This window comes from Staphylococcus sp. HMSC036D05 (assembly GCF_001836225.1).
In the GTDB taxonomy this organism is placed as follows: Bacteria; Bacillota; Bacilli; order Staphylococcales; family Staphylococcaceae; genus Staphylococcus; species Staphylococcus caprae.
Genome location: NZ_KV827773.1, coordinates 900 through 7082, shown reverse-complemented (window position 1 = coordinate 7082; position 6183 = coordinate 900). Strand labels below are relative to the sequence as shown.

9 protein-coding genes are annotated in these 6183 nt (G+C 30.7%); 3 read left to right on the top strand and 6 right to left on the bottom strand.

Annotated features, from left to right (window positions below; all coding sequences use genetic code 11):
- Positions 1-622, top strand: a 622-nt coding sequence (locus tag HMPREF2580_RS00610; RefSeq protein WP_083321643.1) for a DUF1672 family protein, incomplete at its 5' end; no start/stop codon positions are given.
- Positions 623-742: 120 nt separating this feature from the next.
- Here HMPREF2580_RS00610 and HMPREF2580_RS00605 read toward each other — a convergent pair.
- Positions 743-1522, bottom strand: coding sequence for a (S)-acetoin forming diacetyl reductase (locus HMPREF2580_RS00605; RefSeq protein WP_044466588.1), 780 nt, complete (start codon positions 1520-1522; stop codon positions 743-745).
- Between the two features lie 220 nt (positions 1523-1742).
- Positions 1743-2102, bottom strand: a complete 360-nt coding sequence (locus HMPREF2580_RS00600) for a DUF3139 domain-containing protein (protein WP_070830032.1) — start codon at positions 2100-2102, stop codon at positions 1743-1745.
- 136 nt (positions 2103-2238) lie between these two features.
- On the opposite strand from HMPREF2580_RS00600, the gene HMPREF2580_RS00595 reads away from it, so the two are divergent.
- Positions 2239-2598, top strand: coding sequence for a hypothetical protein (locus HMPREF2580_RS00595; protein WP_070830031.1), 360 nt, complete (start codon positions 2239-2241; stop codon positions 2596-2598).
- A gap of 426 nt (positions 2599-3024) precedes the next feature.
- On the opposite strand, the gene HMPREF2580_RS12400 is transcribed toward HMPREF2580_RS00595, so the two are convergent.
- Both HMPREF2580_RS12400 and HMPREF2580_RS12395 read right to left on the bottom strand, forming a co-directional pair.
- The gene (locus tag HMPREF2580_RS12400; protein ID WP_256326264.1) at positions 3025-3483 is read right to left on the bottom strand and encodes a C40 family peptidase; all 459 of its coding nucleotides are present in this window, start codon (positions 3481-3483) and stop codon (positions 3025-3027) included.
- Positions 3484-3528: 45 nt separating this feature from the next.
- Positions 3529-3774 carry a hypothetical protein gene (locus tag HMPREF2580_RS12395; RefSeq protein WP_256326262.1) on the bottom strand — a complete coding sequence of 82 codons (246 nt, stop codon included), beginning with the start codon at positions 3772-3774 and terminating at the stop codon, positions 3529-3531.
- Positions 3775-3890: 116 nt separating this feature from the next.
- Between HMPREF2580_RS12395 and HMPREF2580_RS00585 the strand changes: the two genes are divergently transcribed.
- Positions 3891-4292 (top strand): DUF3139 domain-containing protein, encoded by a 402-nt coding sequence (locus HMPREF2580_RS00585; protein WP_070830030.1) that lies wholly within the window; start codon positions 3891-3893, stop codon positions 4290-4292.
- A gap of 95 nt (positions 4293-4387) precedes the next feature.
- Here HMPREF2580_RS00585 and HMPREF2580_RS00580 read toward each other — a convergent pair whose 3' ends face one another.
- Both HMPREF2580_RS00580 and HMPREF2580_RS00575 read right to left on the bottom strand, forming a co-directional pair.
- On the bottom strand, positions 4388-5641 hold the full coding sequence (locus tag HMPREF2580_RS00580) for a restriction endonuclease subunit S (protein ID WP_070830029.1): 1254 nt from the start codon (positions 5639-5641) through the stop codon (positions 4388-4390).
- Positions 5634-6183 (bottom strand): N-6 DNA methylase (locus tag HMPREF2580_RS00575; RefSeq protein WP_176747458.1); only part of this gene is annotated, 550 nt, incomplete at its 5' end. The genes HMPREF2580_RS00575 and HMPREF2580_RS00580, both read right to left, overlap by 8 nt.

Here is a 6183-nt window from a genome sequence, read left to right as displayed (position 1 = left end):
TTGTGATGACCACGATATTGTATTCAACGCGAGTATCCCATTCGACAAGGAATCTATTCATGAAAAAGGTTCTATGCGGAGTCATGATAACGGGGATTCCATGAGCACTATGGTAGGAACTGTATTAAGTGGATTCGAATATAGAGCTCAAAAAGAGAAATATGATAATTTAACTAGATTTTATAAAAATAATAAAAGTAAATATGACTATATAGGATATACACAAGAAGCCATAAATAAAACTCAAGATGCAGGTTATCAAAATGAATACTATTATATTGTAGGAGATATAACATCATTAAAGAATTATAGAAAATACTATGAGCCTTTAATTAAAAAGTCTGATGTAGAATTCAAAAATGGTATGAGAGAAGCTTATAAAAATACAAATTATAAAGCTAAAAGAGAAGTAATAACAACATTATTTAGTACGCTTAAAACTCCTTCAAGAAAAAAATGCATCAAAAGCGTTTACGACATGTCTAAAAAAATTGAAAAAGAACCAAACATGCCCACCCATACAACAATTATCAATCAATTAGGAGAAAATAAAATTTTCACTGCTACTCCTAAATTTCACCATACTAAATTTGTAGATTTTGGAGCGTTTGATGATGAATAAAATTATTTGACCATTCAATAATTTTAATTTACTTATCCGCTCCGTTAGTTAACAATTTACTCATAAAAAAACGTTTATGCAGTCATGAAAGTGCATAAACGTTGTTCTCATGTATACTTTTTAATGGAATCTCATTCCACCGTCAACAATAATAGTTTGGCCTGTAATATAATCTGAATCACTGCTAGCTAAGAAACTTACTACGTTAGCTACGTCTTCTGGTTTTGATAATCGTTTTAAAGTGATTTGATCAGTAAACTGTTTCCATCCCCACTCTTCAGGTTTGTTGTTCTCTTTCGCTAATTTAATTGCGATACCTTCCATCATAGGAGTTTCAACGATGCCAGGAGCGTATGCGTTAACGGTAATACCCTTTTCAGCTAAATCTCGAGCAGCTACTTGAGTTAAACCTCTCACAGCAAATTTGGTACTACTATATAAAGACAATCCCGCATTACCTTCTACACCTGCTTGAGATGTTGCATTGATTATTTTACCGCCATGGCCTAGCTTATCAAATTGCTCTAATGCAGCTTGAATGCCCCAGAATACGCCACCAATATTTACGCCAATCACTTGGTCGAATTGTTCAGGCGTAACTGTTTCAATTGGTGTCATAGGTCCTAATCCTGCATTATTCACTAGTACATTTAACTCTCCAAAATGCTCAACAACTTTTCTTAATACTGAAAAGACTTCATCACGATTTGAAACATCAGCTTTAAAGGCAATGACCTCTTGTTCTTTTGATGTAAGCTTTTCGGCAGCCTGTTTAGCGCCTTCTTCATTATAATCAACTATTGCTAGATGATAGCCATCTTTAAATAAACGTTCAGCTATTTTTAAACCAATACCTTGAGCCGCTCCAGTAACAACTGCTACTTTTTTAGAATTACTCATTCATATCACTCCAGTCGATAATATATTCAATTATTATCTTATCACCAGAGCATAATAATAATATGTATAGTTTGTGAATTATTAATCAAACTGTATATCTTTATATCTAACCTCATTTAAAAAGACAGCAATTCTTAATAAAAGCTACTGTCCATAAATTTACCTTACCAACTATTTATTCAAATATGTTCCTAGTTTTTCTTGTTATGAAATATATTATTTACTTAAGATCATATGATTCTTTAAAATGCTTTGGCTTTTTATCGTATTGATCTTTTAAAACAGCCTCTCCCGTCACTCTATTACCTTCGTCAAGAGAATAAGTATATGTGTTATAAGGTTCATCTTTAAAAGTGACCTCTAAATCATTATATCCAGTGTTAAATGTGAAAATATTTCTTTCTGTTTTAACCTTATTCTCCCAACCTTTTTGCTTGAAGACATGGTGAACTTTATGTCTGAGCTTAGCTTCTTCGTGTTTTTCATGCTTATGCATTCCTCTAACAACTAATGCAATAACAATCGCTACAATAATTACGATAACTCCTATAACTCCTAAAATTTTAACTACTTTTTTCATTTAAAAGCTCCTCAATAAATTGTCGATTCATACATTTTCTTTTTTAGCACCTTATTGAAAAAATTATCTGATATAGTAAACATATACACTTATAAGTTATCATAATTTAATAATATTTTTAAAAAGGTGATTATTTATGAAAAAAGTGCTTTATATCATCGCAATCATCATTGTCATAACGATTATTTATACTATAGTAAACTTTTTATTCTTTGATAAATGGGCTTTCTATTCATGCGAGAAACAATTAAATACTTATATTAAAAATGATGATACTAAGAAACTAAGTCAAATATCAAAAGATAATAAAACTTATCAATTTTTATGGAAACAAGATAAAATTTCAATTGAGGGAAAAGCTAATAATCAAGGTAGTGGACATGTAGGATACTACCCTATTGATATTAATGGAAAATCAGCTACATTAACTATTCAAATTAAACATGGATTCCTCCCAGAAAAACCAAACATAAAATCAATAGAACTGGATAAATAGAGACAAAAATTAAATTAACAATTTTTAATACTTCTATTTTATTCATTAAAAAGCGTTTAATACACATTGTACTGAGGCCAAAAAGTTGTACTTTGATTTAGTATACTATTTAATCCTATATAGTATAGGAGACACGCCTATAGTTTTGCTTTAATCATTGAATCATTAAAAACAATATGTATTTGTTAGTATTATTTCTTTATTGACGCATTGGCTACGTAATCGCGACTATAACCACACCTTTAGAAAATCACCTCACTACGGCAATAGTGAGGTGATTGATACTTCCATGCTAGATTTCCTTGTTACATAAATTATATCACTAGAATGCGTAGAAATATAAAGCTTATACATTTTTTGTTAACACAATGATGTATTATGAGTAGTTAGTTTGTATATGATATGCATTTAATACCTTAACCTTTTCTAACCTCTTTTATAAACCCGAACAGCTTTTGACTTGATATATCGGTTGAGAGAATATGGATAAATAATAAATTGAGGTTGAGAGAGTAGGTGAACTGAGGATGGTCCGGCGCCATAATAATAAGATTGCCAAACTAATTTAGAACAATACGTTGGGCTTTTAGAATAAATATTAGGCGTTATGTTATAAGGCACATGACTAAAATGAGATGCTGCATATCTTCCAGCTTTGCCTCTATATTTTTTAGGCGCTCGATATACACCGATATAACGGTGTTTAGGGTGTCCTTTTTTCTTTTTTAAAGTCGCCTTTTTCCATTCATAAAAACGTTTTACTTTTACTGGTCTTTTAAATCCAGGTGCTTCCTTAATTTTTCCATTTCCTAAATAAATTGCAGCGTGGCCTGTGAAACCTTTTGAATCTGTCCCATTCGTGATAAAAAAGTCACCTTTTTTCAAATGAAACTTCTTTTTTCTTTTACGATTTTCTCGATCTATTTGATCTTATTTTTGTTGTTTCCACCATTGTGCCTCAACTTCTTTTTCAAATTTTGCTTCTTCTGCTCGGTTTTCGGCTTGAATTTGTTTCCACTGTTCTTCAGTAATGGATTTAGACACAACGCCTTCATCTTGAAGTTCTTTCAACGAATTAGAGTTAGTTGAGCTGTCAGCTTGCGCATTTACACTTCCTGTAGTTAGAACTGTGCCACATATTGTGGTACATAATAAACTAGTTATTAACTTTTTCATTGCTTTCCTCCTATGACTTGACTGTGTTTCATTAAAAACATATCATAAAATTGTATTATTTTATTAAATTTCACAAAATATTAATAAAATAATAACACTTATTTAAGGAGCTTAATATGAAAAAAACATATAAAATAATAGGAATTATTGTTATCATTTTAATTATTATTTCTGTACTAATTCTTCTTACAGTGTCCCATTACTCTAATTATAAAAAAAAGGAAGAAGCTAAAACCAAAACAAAAGTTCACCGTGTGCTTAAGCAAAAAGGATGGGAAAACAAAATTAAAACAGAAGAACCCATTTTCACGTTTAATACTGGAGATAACTATTTAGAAGTCACTTATAAAGACGAGCCATATAATACATATCAATATTATTATGATCTTGATGATGATGGTAAAGTAACTGGAGAAGCTGTTTTAAAAGAGAAATATCAAAGATACGATCTTAATAAAAATAAATATAAAGAATATAGAAAGCGACATCACTTTGAGGAAAAATATGATTTAAAATAAGAAAGAATTGAAGACTGTGTCGGTAGTTTAAGAGAGTTTGGGAATTATGTCCCAAACTCTCTATTTTGAGTTAACATAATAGGAGTTTATCAAAATCAAACAAACATTTTCTGTAATAAACCTTGTTTTCGACGTTTAAGTGTTTCTACTTTATTACCTTGATTTATCACTAATCTATCAATACGTTCTAGAAAATTCGCTATCTTTTTTTGTTCATTAATATCAGTTGTCACATTAATTTTCATATTTCCAAAATCTTTTTTTGTTATATGTGGCTGTGCCGACCCCACACGATAGTGTTTCATAAATGTGTTTATTGCATCATCTCTTAATAAAAAATATAAGTATGAATAGTCAAACATTTTATCTATTGGTCGCAATATTAACATTGCTGAGTTTATTCTCATATTAGAGTACTGAAGATGAATATCTTGGCTATAGAATCCTATATTACCTAAAGTTCCTCTTGAGGTTATAACAAAATCATTTAATTCTAACTTTCCATTACGTAGCAAATCATCTTTTTCTTTATTAATGAATCTATTTTTGGTAAATGAGAATCCTTTTTTTGTTACATTTCCTGTATCTAAAAATAATGTATATCCTTGATTGTAAAAATCTTTTTCATTGGGATAATTTTTACCTCGATCTCCATCTATAATATTAAATAAATCTTTGATTTTAAGACATTTTTGAGTATTACTACTACTTAGTTTTGTAAAACACAACTCTTGTGAGAAAATTTTTTGCATATAACCTTTTTTCTGTTGTTCGAAGAGTGCAAGTTTCTGTTCTTCTAACTCAATGTGTTGGTCGAGTTTGTTAAAGAAAATACCCATTTTCTCCTGTTCTTCATATGATTTAGGTATATAGATGTTTTGTGATTTTACCAAATCAGAGTTTAAATTTACTTGACTACCAGGTTGACCATACTTATTCCATTTCAATTGAAAGTTTTCTAACCAATTAAACATAAAATATAAATTAAACTTAGGTCTCATGAATATTAAAAAACCATCGTGTACTCCGGTTTTCACATAATTAATAACTGGTTTTCCTACTGAAGCAGCAATACTTAAAAGTAAATGTGGTTCATAAAGAACACGAGTTTTCTTTTGTCCTTCATTAGATAAATGTTGTTGTAAAAATTTAATTTTTCCATTTTGTTGAGTAACATCTGAAATTCGCAACCAACCAATGTCGCTATTATCATCAAACCATTTAGAATCTTTAATAGGCCGCGGAGAAGCGCCGCGCATTATATCCGCTAAATTACCTAAATTCTCTAATTTCCATTCCTCTTTAAACTCTGGAAATCTTAGTGCTGGAGTATTTTGTTGTTCAGTCATTGTTCAACACTCCTAGTTCTTTGAGGTATTCGTTGATTTCTGATTCTACGTGGGCGATGTCTTTATCAATGTCTTTGAGTTGTTGTTGGACTTGATTGAGATCGATGGGTTCTTCTTCTTCGAAAGTATCTACATATCTTGGAATGTTTAGATTATAATCATTCTCTTTGATTTCATCTAAAGTTGCGACATAGCTATATTTATCTATCGTTTCTCTTTGACTGTATGTTTCGACGATTTTGTCTACATCTTCGTCTGTGAGATGGTTTTGGTTTTTACCTTTTTCAAAGGATTGAGATGCATCGATAAATACGACATCATCGTCTTGTTGACGACATTTCTTAAAGACTAGAACGCAAGTTGGAATACTCGTGCCAAAGAATAAGTTCGCAGGTAAGCCTATCACGGCGTCTAAATAATTCTTCTCTTCAATTAAATATTTACGTATTGTGCCTTCGGCTACGCCACGGAATAAGACGCCATGTGGAAGTACAACAGCCATCGTGCCTTCATCGTCTAAGTGATAAATCATATGTTGAATA

Bases quoted from the DNA above. Each gene is read 5' to 3' on its own strand.
- HMPREF2580_RS00605 (WP_044466588.1), bottom strand. From the start codon at position 1,522: ATGAGTAATTCTAAAAAAGTAGCAGTTGTTACTGGAGCGGCTCAAGGT.
- HMPREF2580_RS00600 (WP_070830032.1), bottom strand. From the start codon at position 2,102: ATGAAAAAAGTAGTTAAAATTTTAGGAGTTATAGGAGTTATCGTAATT.
- HMPREF2580_RS00595 (WP_070830031.1), top strand. From the start codon at position 2,239: ATGAAAAAAGTGCTTTATATCATCGCAATCATCATTGTCATAACGATT.
- HMPREF2580_RS00580 (WP_070830029.1), bottom strand. From the start codon at position 5,641: ATGACTGAACAACAAAATACTCCAGCACTAAGATTTCCAGAGTTTAAA.
- HMPREF2580_RS00585 (WP_070830030.1), top strand. From the start codon at position 3,891: ATGAAAAAAACATATAAAATAATAGGAATTATTGTTATCATTTTAATT.
- HMPREF2580_RS12395 (WP_256326262.1), bottom strand. From the start codon at position 3,774: ATGAAAAAGTTAATAACTAGTTTATTATGTACCACAATATGTGGCACA.